Origin of the sequence: Rhizobium sp. R634 (assembly GCF_002211305.1) — a bacterium.
Lineage (GTDB): Bacteria > Pseudomonadota > Alphaproteobacteria > Rhizobiales > Rhizobiaceae > Rhizobium.
On sequence record NZ_LOKW01000029.1, the window covers coordinates 149,967 to 167,900 of the forward strand.

Below are 17,934 nucleotides of genomic sequence, written 5' to 3' on the forward strand. Positions count from 1 at the left end.
CTTAGAACCGACCCGATCGGACCGGACGCTGAGGCAGTGCCCGCGTCTAAACAAATGTCCAAGGATCGGCGGCGCGTGCCGTTCCGGCGCGCAGGGAATGTTCCCAGCAACCATCGATGATCCCGGCGACAGCCGGCAAGGATTTCTTTTGAACCATACCAATACCGCGACCGCGACTGCGGTCGTCAACCCGCGTGGAGGCGAACAGGCCATCCGCCAAACTTCCAGGATCTGGAAGCCGTCTCCGTGCCTTCTCACCCGCCGCGAATTGCAGGCGCTCATCCGCGAGCAGCTCGGCTAAGGGCAATCTAAAACTAAACAAGGAGAACTCGAATGCAGGTACTCGTCAGAGACAACAATGTCGATCAGGCCCTGAGAGCCTTGAAGAAGAAAATGCAGCGCGAAGGCCTCTTCCGCGAAATGAAGGAACGGCGCGCTTACGAGAAGCCGTCGGAACGACGCGTCCGAGAAAAAGCGCAGGCAATCAGCCGGCAGCGCAAGGCGGCACGCAAGAAGATGCAGCGCGAAGGCCTGCTTGTCGGGCGCAAGCGGACGCGCGCTCGCCAGCACTCATCACTGGCTTCGGCCGTTACTTGAAAGGATAGACAATGGACGAATTGAATAGCCTCACCGTTTCGGAAGAACGCCTCGAGGATTGCCGTGACGTCGTGGAGCCGGATCTGCAGGACCTGATTCAACGCGCCCTGAAATCGGGCTTCTCCCGCGAGGAGATCCTCATTGCCGTCAGCGAACTGGTGGCCGAGGACTTCGCGATGGCCGTGGAAATCCCAAGCGTTCATTGAGGCGCGGACGACGGACATGACAATCCAGGCAGATCTGTTCGGTGTGGCCGACCAGGCATTTCCCGAGGGGTTTCGATATTCTCCTGATATCCTTCTCCAGGATCTCCAGCATTCACTTCTTGAAGCAATCCCCGCCCTGCCATTCAAAGCCTTCGACTTTCACGGGTTCGAAGGCAAACGCAGGACGGTCTCCTTCGGCTGGAAATACGACTTCGACAGCCAGCGTGTGAGGAGAACCGAGGCGATGCCGCCGCTGCTGCTGCCCGCGCGCGAGGCAGCAGCACACTTTGCCGGAATCGAACCGGCTGCGCTCGAACAGGCTCTTGTGACGGAATACGGGCCTGGGGCTCCGATCGGCTGGCACAAGGACAAATTCGTCTTCGGCCGGGTCGTCGGCATCTCACTGCTTTCGCCTTGCACCTTCAGGCTGCGGCTGCGGGAGGGCGACAAATGGCAGCGGCGATCGCTCGTTCTCGAGCCTGGTTCGGCCTATGTCATGGCCGGCGCGGCAAGAACTCTCTGGGAGCACTCCATCCCGCCCGTCGACCGGCTGCGTTATTCCATCACCTTCCGGGAATTGGCCGCGTAAGGGGCGCTGGAACATCGGCTTGCGCAGATGGTTACCTCATCTGCCGAACAGATGGAGAAGACGATGGCCGAATACGACGATGCAACAAGGGTATGGGAATTGCTCGAAAAGATCGGGTTTTGCATGCTGACGACCCGCAGCGGCGACGATCTCAGAGCCCGCCCGATGTCCGCCTACACCGAGCAGATCGAGAACGCGATCTATTTCCTTACGGATGTCGGCAGTCATAAGGACGATGAGATCGCCCGCTGGCCAAATGTGTGCCTGGCCTTCGCCGACACTAAGGGACAGAAGTATGTATCCGTGTCCGGCACGGCCGAAGTCCAGAACGACCGCGAGAAGATCAGGGAATTATGGGCAACGCCGGCAAAGGCGTGGTGGGACAATCCCGACGACCCATCCATTCGCATCCTCAGGGTCACCCCGTCCTCTGCCGAATATTGGGACAGTCCGGGCACCATCATCAGCTACATCAAGATGGCCGCCGCAGCGGTCTCGAACAGCAAGCCCGACATGGGCGACAATGCCGAGGTTAAGCTTTGAGGCCAAGCTGCACCGGCGAGTTGCTCGACGTCTTGACGAAATCGATGAAGGCGCGGAGCGGGGCGGGCACCAGGCGTCGGCCGGGATAATAGAGGAACGGGCCGGAGAAGCCCTGCCACCATGGTTCGAGGATCGGCTCGAGCGCGCCGCTTTCGAGATGCGGGCGCAGCCAGTCCTCGAAGACGCAAATGATCCCTATGCCCGATATTGCCGCATCGACGGAAAGGTCGGTCGCCCCGCCGACCCTGACGATCAACGGCCCCGAAGGTTCGACCCGGACCACTTCGCCGTCTCGCTCGAATTCCCACGGCGTCGTCAGCGCGCCGCTGGCGAAGCGGCCCAGCAGGCAGGCGTGGCCGAGCAGTTCGCTCGGATGCTGCGGCCGGCCGTGGCGATCGAGATAATCGGGAGAGGCGGCGGTGGCGAACCGTTGCACGCGCGGTCCGATCGGCACTGCGATCATATCCTGCTCCAGCCGCTCGTCGTAACGGATGCCGGCATCGCAGCCGGCGGCGAGCACATCGACGAAACTCTCCTCGGTGACCACCTCCAGCCGGATATCAGGGTAGGTGGCCAGAAACCGGGGAATGATGGCCGGCAGCACCAGCCGCGCCGCACTGACCGGCACATTGAGGCGCAGCGAACCGGCCGGCTTGTCGCGAAAACCATTGACGACGTCGAGGGCAGACTCCACCTCCGTCAGGGCCGGGCCGAGCCGTTCCAGCAAGCCCTTGCCCGCCTCGGTCGGAACGACGCTGCGCGTCGTGCGATTGAGCAGCCTGACCCCGAGCTCGGCCTCCAGGCGGCGCACCGCCTCGCTGAGGAAGGAGGCGCTGCTGCCGCTGACGCGCGCGCCCTCGCGAAAACCGCCGGCCCGTGCTACTGCGAGAAAGGCATTCAGATCTCCGAGATTGACCTTCATTGTTCGCCACTCCGCACAAGCCGTGCGGATTATGCCTCATTTTCAGACGACCGGACAATGCCTAACTTCATGTCATCTCATGCAAGGAGTTTGATCATGTCCATTATCGACCAATCCGGAACCTTCCCTATCGGCGACCGCCGCGTCAGGCGGCTCGGTTACGGCGCCATGCAGCTTGCAGGCCCCGGCGTGTTCGGCCCGCCTCGGGATCATGACGCAGCCCTGGCGGTTCTGCGCGAAGCCGTTGCATCAGGCGTCAACCACATCGACACCAGCGACTTCTACGGCCCGCATGTCACCAACCGGCTCATTCGCGAGGCGCTTCACCCTTATCGCGACGATCTCGTGATCGTCACCAAGATCGGCGCACGGCGCGGTGCGGATGGATCTTGGATCCCGGCCTTCTCACCTGAGGAGCTTACTCAAGCCGTGCACGACAACCTCCGCAATCTCGGAGTCGATGTGCTCGACGTCGTCAATCTCAGGATCGCCTTCGACCTGCATCATCCTGCGGAAGGATCGATCGAAGCGCCCCTGACGGTGCTTGCCGATCTTCAGCGGCAGGGCCTCGTCCGTCACGTGGGCCTAAGCAACGCCACCGCGCGGCAGATCGCCGAAGGCCGGGGGATCACCGAGATCGTCTGCGTGCAGAACCAGTACAATCTGGCGCATCGGGCCGACGATGCCCTGATCGACGATCTCGCGCGCGAAGGCACGGCCTATGTCCCATTCTTTCCGCTCGGCGGTTTCACGCCGCTGCAGTCGTCCACGCTCTCCGGCGTCGCCGCGCGCCTTGAGGCCACGCCCATGCAGGTGGCACTTGCCTGGCTGCTGCGCCGCGCGCCGAATATCCTGCTGATCCCGGGCACCTCGTCCGTCGGTCATCTCAGGGAAAATCTCGCCGCCGCCGGGCTTACGCTGCCCGATGACGCCGTCGAGGAGCTGAACCATATGGCCGATATCGCCGGCTGAGGCCCCGTGCGATCCAGCCGAAGTGCGGCATTCCCACGTGGCGCAGCCGCGCCACGTGGGAATATTGTGTTCAGCCCGCTGCGGCCATGCTTCAATAACGTTCGGGCACCTGCATTTCAGGCGGAACCGGCGCCCTGTTGTAGTCGGCGTGGCGGATGCGGTCCGGCAGCTCGATTTCAGGCTTCGGGACATCCTCGTAAGGGATCTGCTCGAGGAGATGGGCGATGCAATTCAGCCGCGCCCGTTTCTTGTCCACGGCCTGCACCACCCACCAGGGCGCTTCCTTGGTGTGTGTGCGTGCCAGCATTTCTTCCTTGGCCTTGGTATATTCTTCCCAGTGGACACGGCTTTCCATATCCATCGGCGAAAGCTTCCATTGCTTCAGCGGATCGTGAATGCGCATCTTGAAGCGGAATTCCTGCTCCTCGTCGGTGATCGAAAACCAGTATTTGATCAGCACGATACCGGAGCGCACGAGCATCCGTTCGAATTCCGGCACCGAACGGAAGAATTCCTCGAGTTCGTCGGGCGTGCAGAACCCCATCACGCGCTCGACACCGGCGCGGTTGTACCGGCTGCGGTCGAAGAGCACGATCTCGCCGGCGGTCGGAAGATGCGGAACGTAGCGCTGGAAATACCATTGATGGCGTTCGCGCTCGGTGGGCGCGGGCAGCGCGACTGTCCGGCAGACACGCGGATTGAGCCGTTGCGTCACGCGCTTGATCGCGCCGCCCTTACCGGCGGAATCCCGTCCTTCGAACAGCACGACCACTTTTAGCTGCTTGTGCTGAACCCAATCCTGCAGCCGCACTAGTTCGTGCTGCAGCCGAAAGAGTTCCCGGAAATAGATCTTCCGCTCGAGCGTCTGCTCGGCCGGTTCCGACATTCCCTCGGCGACCAGATCGTCCAGCCGGTCCTCCTCCATCTGCATTTCCAGCTCCTCATCGAAGCTGTCGGCGATTTCGACCTTTATCCGGCTGAGCTGGTCCTGATGTGTTTGCGACATGGGTTTTTCCTTCCTGCTTTTGTTGACAGGAGCATGTCAGTGCGAAGGTTATATGACGGCCACTGATCGAAGCTGAAACGGTTACCCGCGCCTGTCGTTCCAAGTGCCTTAAAGCTGCCCTGTCCGCTTCAGCATCATGCATCTGCCTCATTGGACGGCCGGGACTGCGCAGGTGGTCACCCGGCCGCAAACTGCGGCTCGGGTGACCACCTGAAGTTCTTGCGGCCAAGAGGGAGATTTTAGTTGTCAGTAATATAATCGTCCGGCAACATTACTGACTGGCTGCTAGAATTGAGAAGTATTGCCACCAGCGCGTTGGGGAGACGGGCATGTGCGCAGAGCTTGTTGAACGTCGGCTGGCGGCTATTCTGGCTGCCGATGTGGTGGGCTACAGCCGGCTCCTCGAAGCCAATGAGGAGGAGACGCTCAACGCCCTTCGTCAGCATCGCCGGGAACTCTTCGATCCTGCCGTCGCAACCCATGGCGGACATATCATCAAGGTCATGGGCGATGGCTTCCTGGTCGAATTCGGCAGCGTGCTGAGCGCTGCACGCTGCGCGGTCGAAATCCAGCGCGGCATGCTGGAGCGCAACATAGGGATTCCCGCGGACAGGCATTTTGCGTTCCGGATAGGCTTGAATCTCGGCGACATCGTCTTCGATGAGGACGACTTTCATGGCGACGGCATCAATGTGGCGGTCCGGCTGCAGGCTCTTGCAGCTCCCGGCGGCATTGCCTGTTCGGCGGCCGTGCGCCACGAAGTCGCAAACAAGCTCGGCCTCGATTTCGCAGACCAGGGCGCCATGACCGTCAAGAACATCTCCCGTCCGGTCCATGTCTATTTTGCCGATTGGGGCAATGCCGCCTCCGGTGAGCAGGTTCCGCTTACCGCAGGCGGGCACACGCGGGCACCCATCAGCAAGCCATCGGTCGCCATCCTGCCATTCGCCAATATCAGCACCGATCCCGGGCAGGATTTTTTCAGTGACGGCATCACCGAAGATCTCATCACCGATCTGTCGAATGTTTCGGGCCTGTTCGTGCTGAGCCGCAACACCGTCTTCACCTGGAAAGGCCGGAGCGAAAATCTGCAGCGCATCGCGGGCGAACTCGGCGTTGCCTATATCGTGGAGGGCAGCGTCCGCAAGGCGGGCAACCATGTCAGGATCAATGCCGAATTGATCGAAGCGGCCAATGACGGCCATGTCTGGGCCGCGCGTTACGACCGCGACCTCACCGACATCTTCGAAGTACAGGACGAGATTGCGAAGGCGATCGTAGAGCAGCTCAAGGTCAAGCTGCTGCCGGAGGAGAAGAAGGCAATCGAGCAGGCGCCGACGGGCAACGTCGAAGCCTATACCCACTTCCTCAGAGGGCGCGAATACTACCATATCGCCTCGCGCTCGAACCATCTCATGGCCAGGCAGAGCTTCGCCAGAGCCATCGAATTGGACCCGGCCTATGCCCGCGCCTATGCCGGTATCGCGGTCTGCGACGCGCGTCTGCGGTCCCAGTTCGGGGCGGAAATTTCGGTGGAGGACATTCTCGCGAACACCGCGAGAGCGCTCGTCATCGATCCCAATCTGGCGGAGGCACATGCGGCCAAGGGGTTTGCATTGGCAGTCGCCGGCGATCGCGCCGAGGCGGTGTCTGCCTTCGTGCAGGCTTTGTCGCTCGATGCGAATTGTCACGAGGCCAACAGGTACTATGCCGAATTTTGCGTCACCGAAGGTCAGTTCGAACTCGCGGCGACGTATTTTCAGCGCGCAATGGAAATCAAACCTGCCGACTATGGCGCGCCGATCATGCTCGTGAACGTTCTCCGCTCGCTTGGGCAAATAGACAAGGCCAGCAGCTATGCCCGGATCGCACTGAAAAGGGCGGAGGAAGAACTGCGGCTGCACCCCGAGAATGCCAATGTTGCCTGCCTCGGAGCGACCGCGCTCGCCTTTCTCGGTCTCCGCGACATGGCGCTGGAATGGTTGGCCCGCTCTTTGGCGACGGATCCCAGCGACATCAACATCCAATACAACGCCGCCTGTACTTATGCCCTGCTTGGCGAAATCGACCGAGCGATAGACCTGCTCGAGGTCTGGATGCCGCAAGTCGGCATCGAAATGCGGCTGTGGTTCAAAAACGATTCCGATCTCGATCCCATTCGCAGTCACCCCCGCTATCTGAAATTGGTTGAGCTGTCTGAATAACGCCCGGCCCACCCGTCAGCTTCGCACCTAATGCTATTTCATTACTTGCTAATCTTCTTCGTGACGCCGAAGATCAACTTAAAATGGCATCATAAAAGTCTTGTGAGGGGGGATGCGGATGGGCACCCGGTTCAGACTTTTTGTACAGCCTCCATTCGAAGATGCTCGGTCCAGCCCCGAGGTCGTTGAAGTATCGTCTCCGGCGGGCAGCCTGGCCGCCGGTCCGGCCGACAATCGCATGTTTGTCGTGGAGCCGGTCGGCAAGACCGGTCCCTACGGCGTGAACCGCGGGCCGCTCGGAACGCCCTATATGTTTCTGCCGCCCTGGACCGGAAAAATTCTCGAGCCGGCCACCCCCGACGAGCGCGGCAATTTCGACTATCTCCGGCCTTCGGTGCCCGGCTTTGAAGCCGCACACGTCTTCGGCTGCGTACGCTTCACTCTGGATGTATGGGAGCGCTATCTCGGCCAGCCGCTGACCTGGCATTTTCGCGATCATTACGATCGCTTGGAAATCTCCATTTTGCCGCGATGGAACAACGCTCAGTACGGCTATGGCTTCCTCGAAGTCGGCAGCCAGTTCGAGAAGGATGGACGCATCCTTCCCTTCAGCCTGGATTTCGACGTCATCGCTCATGAGGTGGGGCACGCGATCATCTTCAGCGTCCTCGGCGTGCCGCGCCCTGGAACAGAGTATCCGGAATATCTTGGTTTCCAGGAGGCTTTCTCCGACTGCGTGTCGCTGATCGCAGCCATGCATTTTCCATCGGTAATCGACAATGTTCTCGCGGAGACGCGCGGCAATCTCCACCGCGCAAATCGCCTCTCGCGCTTTTCGGAGTTCTCGCCGCATCGACAGATACGCTCGGCAAACAACAAAAGGACGATGCGCGAGTTCGCGCGCGGCTGGAAGGACGAGCATGAGCTCTCGCAGCCGCTCACCGGTGCGATATTCGATATACTTCTCGATATCTTTCATGAGAGCCTGGTGGCGCGCGGCCTGATCTCGCGGGCCGTCGAAAATCTCGCAGATATTGCTGAGGTCGATCCGGCCGCCGAGGCGTCCGTGCAGCATGCTTTTGACCGCGCTTTTGCACTGAATTCGGATGGATTTGTCGAAGCGCTGCTCGATGCACGGGACATTGCCGGCACATATCTGGCGGAAACCCTATGGGCTCTTGCCCCTGATTTTCTGGACTATGGCGACGTTGCCGAAACGATGCTGGCCATCGATCGGCAGGAAAGCGGCGGCCAGTTCGCTGGCATTATCACCGGAAATTTCAAGCAACGGGCGATCGGCAAGCTACATGCCGGGGCGCACCTCAAGGGCGGCGAGCATCGCAGCCATGTTCACTCTGCGCGGATCCTGCTGCCGATGGATCATCTGGATCTTCCCAAGATGAGCTATCGCGAGAGAGTTCTGCTGTCGAGATCAGGCATCGGTCAATAATCAGCTAGATGGAGGCAGACGTGGCAGACAACGAAACCTTGCTCGGCATATCGGCGATACATCTATTCGGGCGCCCACTGAGTGATCTGATTCTGAGGGGCGGCCCCATCTATCAGAACCTGAGCGTGCCCATAGCGGGAAGAAACAATTTCCTGAGGGACCAGCTTGGTGCAGCCGACGCAGTTCTGGCGCGCATCTTCGCTTTCTCCTTCGAGGGGGCCTTCATCGAACTTGGCCGGCCGGCGATCTTCGTCGTGCACGGTCCCGGGGCCGATCCAAACGATCCACCTCCGAGGAACGTGGGTGGTGATATTGAATATGACCGATTGTACCGGTCTCCCGGTTCGAGTGCACGAACCGGCCTTGGATCCCAATTCGGCGCCCTCGCCAAGGACATGCGGGTCTGGATTTATGACAAGGGCGACGTTTCGATGAGGCTCGATGCCGAAGCGGGAACCTTTGAGCAAATCCTGCTGTCGGTCGAGGCTTCTGCCGATCCCCGAGGGATGACGAGCGGCGCAATGTCCAGATCGGGCGGCGCTTTGTCCCGCTCCGGCGGCGTGATGTCACGATCGGGCGGGTTCATTCCTCGCAGATCGAGCGACAACGACTAATCCAATATGAAGATGGACCAGGGAGGACAATATGCCCGCGAACCCTAAAGTTAAAATCGAGCGCCTCGAGCCGGAGACCGTCGTTGCCCCGCTGCTTGTTCGAACGCCATTTAAAATCATAGGCTCCGGCTTCAGCAACAAGACATATGTTTATGTGTCCACCAAAGAAGACGGCAGCGATGACGTTTCAAACCCGAATGGCAGCGACAAGAAAGAAAACTATAAAATCAAAATAGATCCCGACGATTCTGCGACGAGCACAGATAAGGTGTTGTCGCTCATCGTGAAACCGGAACTCGACGCTGGCCCATTCAATGAAAAAACAGAGTTCTGGATTGCTATAAAGCTGGATGACATGAACGGTAAGTTTGAAGCGTCACGAAAAACATTCAAACTTGTCTGACGTCGAGATCGCTTGCCGATCCCGGGTTGAAATCCACCGGCCTCAAGCGCCATCATTTGTCGTCAAAGCGGTTTTGCCGATGCGTGCTCCAAAGATCGGTCTGGACACTATTATGGACACGTGTTCTATAAAGTGGACAGACTCGACGGGAGCGCAGCATGCATCTTTCCATGTGGACTTACCCCTGGGACATTCAGGACCAGGGGCTTGAGGCGATTGCAGGCGAGCTCCGCGACCGGGCCGGACTCAACACGGTCAGCATGGCGACCTCGTACCATGCCGGCCGCTTTCTGCAGCCGCGGAGCCCGAAGCAGAAGGCCTATTTCCCTGAGGACGGGACGGTCTACTTCCGGCCGGACGAAAGCCTCTGGCAGGATAGGGTGATCCGGCCGCTGATGGCCGGGAATGTCGGCGAGCGCGGCGACATGCTGGAGGCGCTCGTCAAGGGACGTGAGAAGACAGGCCTCAAGGTTTCCTGCTGGACCGTCTGCCTTCACAATAGCCGCCTCGGCATGCTGCATCCCGATCATGTGACGCGCAACGCCTTCGGCAATCCCAATTATTACAATCTCTGTCCCTCCAGCCCGGCGGCGAGGGACTATGTCGTCACCCTCGTTCGCGACATTACGACGAACTACCGGCCCGATATGGTGGAGCTGGAGAGCCCGAACTTCATGGGCTTCGCGCACGAATATCATCACGAGAAAGACGGCGTCGGCCTGAATGCCGAAGACGACTTCCTGTTGTCGCTGTGTTTCTGCGACCATTGCACGGCGCGCGCCGGAAAGGCGGGGGTGCCGGTCGAGGGCGCGCGCCGAACGGTCGCGCACTTCATCGCGGAGCTTTGCGAACGGGCCATCCCTGAACGGCAGTTCCCGGATTTCCCGGCCGCCGGCATCGATGCCTTCCGCGATCATCCCGATCTGCATGCCTTTCTCGCGTGGCGCAGCGAGCCGGTGACCAGCCTGATCGGCGAGATCAAGGCCGCGGCCGATCCGGCGAGCCGCATCGTGCTCATCGACCTCAAGGATGGCTGGCTCGGCGGCGTCGATCTCGCAGCCGCCGGCAAGCTCTGCGACGGGGTGATCCTCTGCTGCTACGACATGCAGCCGGATGCCGTCGGCGATGTCATCCGCACCGGCCGGGCGGCGATCGGTCCGGAAAAGTTCCTCGGGGTCGGGCTTCGCGTCTTCTATCCCGAGGTCGGCGGACCGACCATCCTTGCGGCACGCGCCAAGGCGGCCGTCGATGCCGGCGCCGATGGCGTGAACTTCTACAATTACGGGCTCATCCCGGCAAAGCGGCTGGACTGGGTCAGGGCGGCCGTCGACGCGATCGGCTAAGCCGCGATGGGTTCGGCAACCTGGATCAGGCAGTCGCCGGCCTGGCTGTCGCAATGCAGCCTGTGGGAGATGACGATGCCGCCCTCTGCGAAGCGCAATTCCTCCTCGGGCTGCTCTGGCCGTTCCAGGTCGTGATACCACCCGGCGAGATCGCTGGCGGAAACGGTCGCGCCAAGTGCAGCGGCCGGCTCGAACCAGCCTCTGCGGTTGGCATAGATGCCCTGGCTGTGGCGGGACAGCGAAAGCAACTGCAAAGGTCCCGGTTCGGAGAGCGGCACGCGCGACAGGACCGGACGCCCGACGATGCCGAGCGCCAGGAGCAGCCGGTCGATGGCTGCCGCCGTGAACGCCATCGTCTCTGATGTCACCGTGCCGCCGCCGCCGAATTCGCCGGAAAGGCCGATGGTTCCGGACCGCGCAGCAGCCCCCATGGAGGTCGGCGCCGCCGCCCCGTTGTCGGCGATGAAGGCATGTGACGCACCGAGCGCGCGCAGCAGCGAGAGGGACCGCTCGAAGCGCGCGGCATCGGCCTGCCGCTCGATCAGCGTGCAGGGCAGGTGGGCCATCGACGTGCCGCCGGAGTGCAGGTCGAACGTGACATCGTGCCGGGGAAAAAGTTCGTGCTCGAGGAAATGCGCTAGGCGCGCCGTCGGTGACCCCACGGGATCGCCCGGAAAGGCGCGGTTGAGGTTGCCGCCGTCGAAGGGCGAGCAGCGCCTGGCCGCCATCACCGCCGGCAGGTTCGCCATCGGCAGGATGGTGACGGCGCCGCGGATTTCATTGACATCAAGCAGGCGCATCAGCCGGGCGAGCTGCAGCTCGCCCTCATATTCGTCGCCATGATTGCCCGCCATCAGCAGCAGCGACGGCCCTTCGCCATTTTTCAGGCGAAGGATCGGAATGCGGATCTGATAATAGGGTGAACGGTCGATCGAATAGGGAATGGCGAGGTGGCCGGCCTGCCGGCCCTCGCGCGAAAAATCGATCGGATTGACGAGGCCGCTGTGCATGATGTCTCCAATGCGGGCTGTCAGAGTGCCGCGACCGCCGTCATTTCGACGCGCAGATCAGGATCGGCGAGACGAGCTTCGGTGCAGGCGCGAGCCGGCGGGTTTTCGATATCGATCCAGCTGTCGTAAACGCCGTTCATCGCCTCGAAATCGGTGATGGCAGGCAGAAAGACGTTGACGGCGAGGAGGCGGGAACGGTCGGTGCCGGCTTGCTGCAAAAGCGCGTCGATCTTGCCGAGCACGTCGCGGGTCTGCTCCTCGATATCAGCCTTTCGATTTTCCGCCACTTGGCCGGCGATATAGACGAGCCCGCCATAGCTGACGGCCTGGCTCATGCGCGAGCCTTTCTGGTAACGTTGGATCATGCAGGTTTTCCTTTTCTTGCTTTTGGAGGGAGGGTTCAGCCGAAGCTGGTGAGATAGGCCGCCGTCACCGAATGATCGGGGTCGAGGCCGTAGAGGATGGCATGCCGGTCGAGACAGGTGCAGGGATGCGAAATGCCGAACTCGATGACGTCGCCGACCGAGACGTCGCTGCCCTCGGCAAGCGCGATAAATGCGTGCTGATCGTTGAGGCGAAACACCTCTGCGCTATCAAGACCGGCGAGACGGACGCCATTGCGATAAAGCGCCAAGGGCCGCGGCAGGCCCTGGTCCATCGCCACATCGCGCAGGCCCATGCCCGCAATCGCCAGCCCTGGCTCCGGCCGGGAGAGGACCTCGGCCCAGAGCCTGAGCGCCGGGCGGAACCCGGCTCCGGCGGACACCGTCTTGCCGCCGATGCGCAAACCGCCGCGCGCATCGAGGCCGGCAAGGCCGCGCTCGTAGATGCCGTGATCGTGGAAGAAGATCGCGCCGCTGCGCAGCACGAGCCGGCAGGCAGGATCGGCCGCAACCACGGCTGAAAGCCGCGCGACTACGATATCGAAAAACACCGAGCCGCCTGATGTGACGAGGAGGGGCCGTTCATTGCCGATGCGGGCGCGCACCTTGGGCAGGAAACCTGATGTCATCGCCATCAGCGCGTCGATGCGCAGCCCCGTCTCTTCCGGATCGGCCGTGGCGGCCGCGCCCTCATAGGCGGCGATGCCGGTCAGGCGGAAGGCCGGCGTCTCTGCGGCAAGGATCGCATCCAGAATGGCCGCTGCGGCTTCCACGCTGCGCAGACCGGCGCGGCCGGCGCCGAATTCCACCAGCAGGCCGAGAGGCGGCAGGTTTTCGCGTTCCTGCCATGCCGACCGGAGAGCTTCGACGAGCGCCGTCGAATCTACGAAAACATGCAGTTCCGCATCGGGATAATGGCCGACAAGCGCCGCAAGCCGGCGGGCGGCGGCAAGCCCGCCGATCTCGTTGGCAAGGATCAGCCGGCGCTGTCCCGCCTTGAGCATGACGGCGGCCTGGCGGATATCGGCGACCGTCGTGCCCCAGGCGCCGGCCGCCAGCAGCGCGTCCGCCAGCGCCGTCGACATCGGCGTCTTGGCATGCGGGGCGATTTCGACGCCATGGCTTTTCACATAGGCCATCATCAGCTCGATATTGCCTGCGAAGGCTTGCCGGTCGAGCGAGATCAGCGGCAGAGCCATCCTGCCGTCATAGGGCTTCCATCCCTGCATTCCCACGGCCTCGAGCGGCAGCGGCGGATGGCCCGGCGGAAAGCCGCGCACCCGTTCGTCGATCAATCCCTTTTCCCCAGCATGAAGGTCAGACATGGCGGCCTCTCAGATCCTCGACCGCGTCTGTGATGGCGAGGCGATAGGTGTCGTTGGCGGTGGCAAAGAAGAGCGCTCGCTGCTCGTCGTAAGAGAGCTCAGCGGCGACGATGCGAAAAACCTGATAGATCTCGTCGAAGGAGGCGTGCAGGCCGGCGACCGGAAAATCGCTCGCGAACATGGCGCGCGCCGGGCCGAAACAATCGAGGCAATGGTCGATCACCGGCCGCAGGCTTTCGAGCGTCCAGTCGTTGTCATAGGCGACAAGGTCGGAAATCTTCAGCCGCACATTCGGCTCGCCGCCGAGCGCCCTCAGACCGCGGCGCCAGAGAGCCATGCCGTCCTGGGTGCGGTCGGCGGGGCTGCCGCCGTGATTGAGCACGAAAAGCGTTTGCGGAAAGGCGCGAACGAGGTCGAGCGCCTCGTCCATCTGCCAGGGATAGAGCATCAGGTCGAAGACCAGCCCGAGCCGAGCCACCTCGGCGAGGCCCGCCCGCCAGGCAGGATCGCCCATCCGGCCGGCGCGCGCCGCGAAGCTCTTCGCCGGCTCCGGGTGCCAGCTGACGACGTCGCGGATACCGACGACGTTCGGATTTTCTGCTTCCGCCGCCAGCAGGCGTATGGCGTCCGGTCCGTCGAGAGGAGCGCGCGCGATATACCGGCGCGCCACGCCGGACGTGCGGTCGAGGCCATCCAGCCAGCGGCTCTCTTCCAGCAGGTGCGCATCGGACCAGCCGGCCTCCACATGCACGGTCGCAACCACGTTCTGGCGTGCGGCATCGGCACGATAGTCGTCGACGCCGTAGTCGCGCAGGATCGGCGCCAGGCTCCCGAACACCATCTCTACACCTGATGCCCGCGCTTTCTGAAGCCAGGGATGGCGCTGCAGGCTGAGGTCCCAGAGATGGTGATGCGGATCGATCACCGGCCCGTCATAGCGCTCCGTCATCTTCGCGCCTCGCGGCCGGATACGAGCAGGAGCGCAAGGATCAGCGTGCCGAACATGATCGACCGCCAGCCGGGCGAGGCGTTGACGACGGTGATCAGCGCCGTCGTCGTCACGAGCAGGATCGCCCCCGGGATGGTTCCCGCATAGGTGCCGCGCCCGCCGAGGATCGAGGTGCCGCCGAGCACGACGGCGGCAATCGAAGTCAGCAGATAGGGGTCGCCGATGCCGACATAGCCTTGCCGGTTCATGCCCAGCACGAGAATGCCGGTAAGCCCGGCAAAAAAGCCGGACAGCGTATGGACGATCAGCGTGTTGCGCGTGATGCTGACGCCGGAAAGCCGGGCGGCGAGGGGGTTTGCGCCGAGCGCCAGGAAGCGCGCCCCGATCGGCATACGGTGGACGAGCAGCAGGACGACGGCCGAGACGACGAGCCAGAGAACGATGCCGGCCGGGATGCCGAGCGGCCGCGACTGTCCGAGCAGAATGACCGCCGGGTTGCTGACGGTGACCGCGCTGCCGCCGGCGACGATCACGAGCAGGCCCTGCAGGAAGGTCGCCATAGCAAGCGTCATGATGATCGGCGGGACGCGGAGATATGCGGCCCCCGCACCGTTCAGGAACCCGATGCCGGTGGCGATGGAAAGGGCCGCCGCGATGCCGGTGAGGCCGGTCGGGTCCCATGCGGGCGAAATCAGCGGCAGCAGGATCGCCGTGACGGTGATGACCGCACCGACGGAAAGGTCTATGCCGCCCATCAGGATGACGAGCGTCTGGCCGGCCGCGACGATGCCGATCACCGCGGCGAGCTCCAGCAGGTAGCGCAGATGGCCGTAGGCGCCGAAGCCGCGCAGCGTAAAGCTTGCGACGATCCAGACGAGCGCGACCAGCAGGAAGGTGAGCAGCGGCGGATTGCGGAACGCGGATCTGACGATGTTCATCGCCTTGCCCTCCATTGTGCGAGAAGTTCCGGAACGGCGACCGCGCCGACGATGATCAACCCTTGCGCGACATATTGCGCGACCGGCGGGAAGCCCAGGAAAAACATGACGTTGATCATGACCGAAAGCAGCAGGCTGCCGCAGATCGCGCCGCGCATCGTGCCCTTGCCGCCGAGAAAGCCGACACCGCCGAGCACGGCAGCGGCGATCGAGTTCAGCGTGAAAGGCGTGCCGATGACAGGGTCGCCCGAGCCGGTCTGCGCAGCGACGAAGAGACCGGTCAGCGCTGCGAGAAGGCCGGACAGCGCGAAAGCTGCGACCTTCACCCGCTCGACCGGCACACCGGAGCGGAACGCGCCGACCGGATTGTCGCCGGCCGCATAGATGCCGAGGCCGAGCGGCGTGGCCAGAAAGGCCTTCCAGAGCGCCAGGATCACGACGAGCAGCAGGAACGCGACGGGTGTGTGGCCGGCGAGCGTGGTCGACAGCCAATCGGGAATGAACCCTCCCGGCCGCGGCAGCAGGATGAGCGCCACGCCGCTGATGATGAAGGAACCGGCCAGCGTGACGATGATCGCCGGCAATCTCAGATGCGTGACGATGATGCCGATGACGGCACCGATCGCAAGACCGGCGGCAGCAACAGCCAGAATGCCGCCAGGCACCCCGAGCGCTCCTTCCATCGTCGTCGCGGCGATCACCGCTCCGAGACTGACGAGCGGGCCGATCGCCAGCGTGATGCCGCCATTCAGCATCAGCAGCGCCTGCGCCATGGTGACGAGCGCCAGCGGGAACCAGTTCTGCGTGAACTTGGAAAATCCGCCGATCGAAAGAATGCCGGGAAAGAGCACGGCATAGAGGATAAGAAAAGCCGCAACGACAAGATAGAGGCCACCGAGGCCGCGGTTGCGGCGAAGCTGGATCGAGCCGTAGAGCCGGCCGGAAGACGAAATCGTGCTCATGCCGCCTCTCCCTGTGTCGCGGTCGCAATGCCCATGGCCGCGCCGACGATCGAGCCTTCGCTGATCGCCTCGCCCGAAAGCGTGGCGGCAACGCGCCCTTCGCGCAGAACCACGACGCGGTCGCAGAGATGGACGAGTTCCGGCGTATCGGAACTGGCGAGAATGACGAGCCGCCCCTCGGCGGCGAAGGCGCGCAGCATGAGGTAGATTTCACGCTTGGTCTCGATGTCGACGCCGCGCGTCGGATCGTTGAGGAGCAAAACGGAGGGATCGAGCGGCAGCCATTTGGCGAGCGCCACCTTCTGCTGGTTGCCGCCGGAAAGCGCCTGCACCGGGCGAGCGGTATCGCCCTTGATCGTCAGGCGGCGGGCGAGATCGGCGACCAGGCCGGTTTCGGCCGGCCGATCACGCAGACCCTTGCGGGCGAGCCGCCCGAGCGAGGGCAGGATCAGATTGGAGGCGATGGAATGCGGCAGCACCAGCCCTTCGTGCTTGCGGTCGGCCGGGACATAGACGATGCCCGCCGCATTCGCTTCGCCGACATGGGCTGGCAGGCCGGATTTGCCCGATACCTCCGCCCGGGTGGCGGAGGCGGGGATCGCGCCGTAAAGGCCGAGCAGCAAGTCTTCCTGGCCTTGTCCCACGAGCCCGCCAATGCCGACGATCTCGCCGGCGCATGCGGAAAAGCCGATCTGGCGCACCATGCCGGCGGAGAAATCGTCAACGCTGATGCGCATCGCTCCCGGCTTGGCGGCAGCGCGCGGCGGAAACAGGTCGCCGGTCTCGCGGCCGACCATGAGGCGCACCAGCCCTTCGCCATCGATGCCGGAGAGCGACTGGTCCGCCGTAACGCCGCCATCCTTCAGCACCGTGACGTGCGAGCAGAGCGCCTGCACTTCGTTGAGGCGGTGGGAAATATAGAGAAGCGCGGTGCCGCGGTCTCTTAGCGTATTGATCAGGCCGGCAAGAATACCGGCCTCATGCGCTGAGAGCGATGAGGTCGGCTCGTCCAGAATGAGCACGCGCGGCTTGCGGAACAGCGCCTTGGCGATCTCGACCATCTGGCGGCGGCCGAGCGCGAGATCGGCGACCGGCATGTCGAGCGGCTCGGTGAGCCCCACAATGTCGCAGACCTCCTGCACGTGGCGATGCAGCGCTTTGTAATCGATGAGGCCGAACCGGCGCGGAAAGGCGCCGAGCCCGATGTTTTCGGCAATCGACAGGCTGGCCGTCAGGCTCAGCTCCTGCTGAACCACCGCGATGCCGGCAGCGCGCGCCGCCGCCGGGCTGAAGCGCCCGACGGGCTTGCCATCGACCAGAATGGATCCGCTGTCCGGCTGGAGGGCGCCGGACAGCAGGTTGATGAGCGTCGATTTGCCGGCGCCGTTCTCGCCGAGCAGGGCGTGAACCCTGCCCGGCAGAAGGGCGATATCGACGCCCTTCAGAACGGGATTGCCGAAAAATCCCTTGAACACCTGCCGGGCTTCCAGCAGGGGCCTTTGTTCCGTCATGACGGCA

20 protein-coding genes are annotated in these 17,934 nt (G+C 62.8%); 11 read left to right on the forward strand and 9 right to left on the reverse strand.

Annotated features, from left to right (window positions below):
• Positions 1-97: 97 nt before the first annotated feature.
• From ATY77_RS31595 to ATY77_RS31615, 5 genes are all read left to right on the forward strand, one after another.
• Positions 98-301, forward strand: a complete 204-nt coding sequence (locus ATY77_RS31595; RefSeq protein ID WP_088690347.1) for a hypothetical protein — start codon at positions 98-100, stop codon at positions 299-301.
• 32 nt (positions 302-333) lie between these two features.
• Positions 334-597 (forward strand): 30S ribosomal protein S21, encoded by a 264-nt coding sequence (gene rpsU / locus ATY77_RS31600; RefSeq protein ID WP_088690348.1) that lies wholly within the window; start codon positions 334-336, stop codon positions 595-597.
• A gap of 11 nt (positions 598-608) precedes the next feature.
• A complete protein-coding gene (locus tag ATY77_RS31605) occupies positions 609-803 on the forward strand; it encodes a hypothetical protein (RefSeq protein ID WP_088690349.1) in 195 nt (64 codons plus the stop codon).
• Between the two features lie 16 nt (positions 804-819).
• A complete protein-coding gene (locus ATY77_RS31610) occupies positions 820-1,392 on the forward strand; it encodes an alpha-ketoglutarate-dependent dioxygenase AlkB (protein WP_088690350.1) in 573 nt (190 codons plus the stop codon).
• 63 nt (positions 1,393-1,455) lie between these two features.
• Positions 1,456-1,935 (forward strand): pyridoxamine 5'-phosphate oxidase family protein, encoded by a 480-nt coding sequence (locus tag ATY77_RS31615; RefSeq protein ID WP_088690351.1) that lies wholly within the window; start codon positions 1,456-1,458, stop codon positions 1,933-1,935.
• Here the strand turns inward: ATY77_RS31615 and ATY77_RS31620 are convergent.
• The gene (locus ATY77_RS31620; protein ID WP_088690352.1) at positions 1,925-2,857 is read right to left on the reverse strand and encodes a LysR family transcriptional regulator; all 933 of its coding nucleotides are present in this window, start codon (positions 2,855-2,857) and stop codon (positions 1,925-1,927) included. The two genes, ATY77_RS31615 and ATY77_RS31620, sit on opposite strands and share 11 nt — an antisense overlap.
• Positions 2,858-2,953: 96 nt before the next feature.
• On the opposite strand from ATY77_RS31620, the gene ATY77_RS31625 reads away from it, so the two are divergent.
• Complete coding sequence (locus tag ATY77_RS31625; protein WP_088690353.1) at positions 2,954-3,829, forward strand: aldo/keto reductase family oxidoreductase; 876 nt, start codon at positions 2,954-2,956, stop codon at positions 3,827-3,829.
• 91 nt (positions 3,830-3,920) lie between these two features.
• On the opposite strand, the gene ppk2 is transcribed toward ATY77_RS31625, so the two are convergent.
• Entirely contained in the window at positions 3,921-4,835 is a 915-nt protein-coding gene (ppk2, locus tag ATY77_RS31630; RefSeq protein WP_088690354.1) for a polyphosphate kinase 2, read from the reverse strand.
• Between the two features lie 329 nt (positions 4,836-5,164).
• Here ppk2 and ATY77_RS31635 point away from each other — a divergent pair, with 329 nt between their 5' ends.
• From ATY77_RS31635 to ATY77_RS31655, 5 genes are all read left to right on the forward strand, one after another.
• Complete coding sequence (locus tag ATY77_RS31635; RefSeq protein WP_088690355.1) at positions 5,165-7,039, forward strand: adenylate/guanylate cyclase domain-containing protein; 1,875 nt, start codon at positions 5,165-5,167, stop codon at positions 7,037-7,039.
• Positions 7,040-7,157: 118 nt separating this feature from the next.
• On the forward strand, positions 7,158-8,489 hold the full coding sequence (locus ATY77_RS31640) for a hypothetical protein (protein WP_088690356.1): 1,332 nt from the start codon (positions 7,158-7,160) through the stop codon (positions 8,487-8,489).
• A gap of 8 nt (positions 8,490-8,497) precedes the next feature.
• A complete protein-coding gene (locus ATY77_RS31645) occupies positions 8,498-9,103 on the forward strand; it encodes a hypothetical protein (protein ID WP_088690357.1) in 606 nt (201 codons plus the stop codon).
• Positions 9,104-9,134: 31 nt separating this feature from the next.
• Positions 9,135-9,506, forward strand: coding sequence for a hypothetical protein (locus ATY77_RS31650; RefSeq protein ID WP_088690358.1), 372 nt, complete (start codon positions 9,135-9,137; stop codon positions 9,504-9,506).
• A 158-nt stretch (positions 9,507-9,664) separates the two neighbouring features.
• A complete protein-coding gene (locus ATY77_RS31655; protein ID WP_088690359.1) occupies positions 9,665-10,849 on the forward strand; it encodes a hypothetical protein in 1,185 nt (394 codons plus the stop codon).
• On the opposite strand, the gene ATY77_RS31660 is transcribed toward ATY77_RS31655, so the two are convergent.
• Genes ATY77_RS31660 through ATY77_RS31690 form a run of 7 tightly spaced genes read right to left on the reverse strand, consistent with a single transcriptional unit; the run spans position 10,846 to position 17,927 of the window.
• Entirely contained in the window at positions 10,846-11,859 is a 1,014-nt protein-coding gene (locus ATY77_RS31660; protein ID WP_088690360.1) for a succinylglutamate desuccinylase/aspartoacylase family protein, read from the reverse strand. The two genes, ATY77_RS31655 and ATY77_RS31660, sit on opposite strands and share 4 nt — an antisense overlap.
• Positions 11,860-11,879: 20 nt before the next feature.
• Positions 11,880-12,224: a RidA family protein gene (locus ATY77_RS31665; protein ID WP_088673942.1), complete on the reverse strand. Its 345-nt coding sequence runs from the start codon at positions 12,222-12,224 to the stop codon at positions 11,880-11,882.
• A gap of 35 nt (positions 12,225-12,259) precedes the next feature.
• Positions 12,260-13,567 (reverse strand): alanine racemase, encoded by a 1,308-nt coding sequence (locus tag ATY77_RS31670; protein ID WP_088690361.1) that lies wholly within the window; start codon positions 13,565-13,567, stop codon positions 12,260-12,262.
• The gene (locus ATY77_RS31675) at positions 13,560-14,516 is read right to left on the reverse strand and encodes an amidohydrolase family protein (protein ID WP_088690362.1); all 957 of its coding nucleotides are present in this window, start codon (positions 14,514-14,516) and stop codon (positions 13,560-13,562) included. Before ATY77_RS31675 ends, ATY77_RS31670 begins: the two co-directional genes overlap by 8 nt.
• Entirely contained in the window at positions 14,513-15,454 is a 942-nt protein-coding gene (locus ATY77_RS31680) for an ABC transporter permease (RefSeq protein ID WP_088690476.1), read from the reverse strand. Before ATY77_RS31680 ends, ATY77_RS31675 begins: the two co-directional genes overlap by 4 nt.
• Entirely contained in the window at positions 15,451-16,416 is a 966-nt protein-coding gene (locus tag ATY77_RS31685) for an ABC transporter permease (protein WP_088690363.1), read from the reverse strand. The genes ATY77_RS31680 and ATY77_RS31685 overlap by 4 nt, the downstream gene beginning before the upstream one ends.
• Positions 16,413-17,927: a sugar ABC transporter ATP-binding protein gene (locus ATY77_RS31690; RefSeq protein WP_088690364.1), complete on the reverse strand. Its 1,515-nt coding sequence runs from the start codon at positions 17,925-17,927 to the stop codon at positions 16,413-16,415. The genes ATY77_RS31685 and ATY77_RS31690 overlap by 4 nt, the downstream gene beginning before the upstream one ends.
• Between the last annotated feature and the right edge of the window lie 7 nt (positions 17,928-17,934).

Excerpts from the sequence above, each read along its gene's own strand:
- ATY77_RS31595 (WP_088690347.1), top strand. The coding sequence starts at position 98 with ATGTTCCCAGCAACCATCGATGATCCCGGCGACAGCCGGCAAGGATTT.
- rpsU (WP_088690348.1), top strand. The coding sequence starts at position 334 with ATGCAGGTACTCGTCAGAGACAACAATGTCGATCAGGCCCTGAGAGCC.
- ATY77_RS31605 (WP_088690349.1), top strand. The coding sequence starts at position 609 with ATGGACGAATTGAATAGCCTCACCGTTTCGGAAGAACGCCTCGAGGAT.
- ATY77_RS31610 (WP_088690350.1), top strand. The coding sequence starts at position 820 with ATGACAATCCAGGCAGATCTGTTCGGTGTGGCCGACCAGGCATTTCCC.
- ATY77_RS31615 (WP_088690351.1), top strand. The coding sequence starts at position 1,456 with ATGGCCGAATACGACGATGCAACAAGGGTATGGGAATTGCTCGAAAAG.
- ATY77_RS31620 (WP_088690352.1), bottom strand. The coding sequence starts at position 2,857 with ATGAAGGTCAATCTCGGAGATCTGAATGCCTTTCTCGCAGTAGCACGG.
- ATY77_RS31625 (WP_088690353.1), top strand. The coding sequence starts at position 2,954 with ATGTCCATTATCGACCAATCCGGAACCTTCCCTATCGGCGACCGCCGC.
- ppk2 (WP_088690354.1), bottom strand. The coding sequence starts at position 4,835 with ATGTCGCAAACACATCAGGACCAGCTCAGCCGGATAAAGGTCGAAATC.
- ATY77_RS31635 (WP_088690355.1), top strand. The coding sequence starts at position 5,165 with ATGTGCGCAGAGCTTGTTGAACGTCGGCTGGCGGCTATTCTGGCTGCC.
- ATY77_RS31640 (WP_088690356.1), top strand. The coding sequence starts at position 7,158 with ATGGGCACCCGGTTCAGACTTTTTGTACAGCCTCCATTCGAAGATGCT.
- ATY77_RS31645 (WP_088690357.1), top strand. The coding sequence starts at position 8,498 with ATGGAGGCAGACGTGGCAGACAACGAAACCTTGCTCGGCATATCGGCG.
- ATY77_RS31650 (WP_088690358.1), top strand. The coding sequence starts at position 9,135 with ATGCCCGCGAACCCTAAAGTTAAAATCGAGCGCCTCGAGCCGGAGACC.
- ATY77_RS31655 (WP_088690359.1), top strand. The coding sequence starts at position 9,665 with ATGCATCTTTCCATGTGGACTTACCCCTGGGACATTCAGGACCAGGGG.
- ATY77_RS31660 (WP_088690360.1), bottom strand. The coding sequence starts at position 11,859 with ATGCACAGCGGCCTCGTCAATCCGATCGATTTTTCGCGCGAGGGCCGG.
- ATY77_RS31665 (WP_088673942.1), bottom strand. The coding sequence starts at position 12,224 with ATGATCCAACGTTACCAGAAAGGCTCGCGCATGAGCCAGGCCGTCAGC.
- ATY77_RS31670 (WP_088690361.1), bottom strand. The coding sequence starts at position 13,567 with ATGTCTGACCTTCATGCTGGGGAAAAGGGATTGATCGACGAACGGGTG.
- ATY77_RS31675 (WP_088690362.1), bottom strand. The coding sequence starts at position 14,516 with ATGACGGAGCGCTATGACGGGCCGGTGATCGATCCGCATCACCATCTC.
- ATY77_RS31680 (WP_088690476.1), bottom strand. The coding sequence starts at position 15,454 with ATGAACATCGTCAGATCCGCGTTCCGCAATCCGCCGCTGCTCACCTTC.
- ATY77_RS31685 (WP_088690363.1), bottom strand. The coding sequence starts at position 16,416 with ATGAGCACGATTTCGTCTTCCGGCCGGCTCTACGGCTCGATCCAGCTT.
- ATY77_RS31690 (WP_088690364.1), bottom strand. The coding sequence starts at position 17,927 with ATGACGGAACAAAGGCCCCTGCTGGAAGCCCGGCAGGTGTTCAAGGGA.